The organism is Rathayibacter sp. AY1A3 (assembly GCF_002930975.1).
GTDB lineage: Bacteria > Actinomycetota > Actinomycetes > Actinomycetales > Microbacteriaceae > Rathayibacter.
In genome coordinates, this window is record NZ_PSTO01000087.1 from 1 (window position 1) to 899 (window position 899).

Below are 899 nucleotides of genomic sequence, written 5' to 3' on the forward strand. Positions count from 1 at the left end.
CGCGGAGGACGTGGTCGGCGTGATCCGCGCCGGCGCCCGCGGCTACATCACCAAGGCCAGCTCCGGAGCCGAGGTGAGCCGGGCCGTGCTCGCGGTGGCGGGCGGGGACGCCGTGTTCTCGCCGCGCCTGGCCGGCTTCGTGCTCGACGCCTTCGGGGCGCTGGCGGGCGAGCAGGCGGAGTCGGGGGACGAGCTCGACCGGCTCTCGGCCCGCGAGCGCGAGGTGATGCGCCTGATCGCCCGCGGCTACGCCTACAAGGAGGCGGCGGCCGAGCTCTTCATCTCGGTCAAGACGGTCGAGTCCCACGTCTCCGCCGTCCTCCGCAAGCTGCAGCTCTCCTCCCGCTACGAGCTCACCGCCTGGGCCTCCGCCCGCCGCCTGCTCTAGGAGTCGAGGGCGGCCGGCGTGCGATCCGCAGTGGATCCGCGCTCTGCGGGACGCGCCGTGCGGCGGAACGCCCCTTCGCGCGCGGATCCCCTGCAGATCGCACGTTCGGCGGGCCTACGAGGGGCGCCGGTCCGGGTGCCACTGTGCAATTCGCAGGAGATCTGCCATCCAGGGGGCGCATCAAGTGGCAGAACGCCCCTTCGCGCGCGGATCCCCTGCGAATCGCACAGCCCACCTCACACCTCCGGGTCGCCCTCAGCTGCCGCGCGGCGGCGCGCTCCGAGTCCGAGCGCGGTGGCGCCCGCGGCCAGGAGCGCGGTGGCGCCCGCGATCAGGCCGACGCTCTCGACTCCGGTCGAGGCCAGCCCGCCGCCCGAGCCGCCGACGGGCAGCGGGGTGGGAGTGCCGGTCGGCGCGGTCGTGGGCATCGGGGACGGAGCAACGGTGGGCGCCGCAGTCGGCCCGGCGGTCGGTGCCGTGGTGGGAGTCGCCGTGGGCGCGGTGGTCGGCG

At 75.6% G+C, this 899-nt stretch carries 1 protein-coding gene and 1 pseudogene; one reads left to right on the forward strand and one right to left on the reverse strand.

Translation table 11 applies throughout. The annotated features are described in order from the left end of the window. The coding region (locus C5C10_RS17425) for a response regulator transcription factor (protein WP_146082204.1) at positions 1-388 on the forward strand (388 nt) is incomplete at its 5' end. Positions 389-624: 236 nt separating this feature from the next. Here C5C10_RS17425 and C5C10_RS17430 read toward each other — a convergent pair. Continuing rightward, positions 625-899, reverse strand: a pseudogene (locus C5C10_RS17430) (hypothetical protein); the annotation flags it as partial.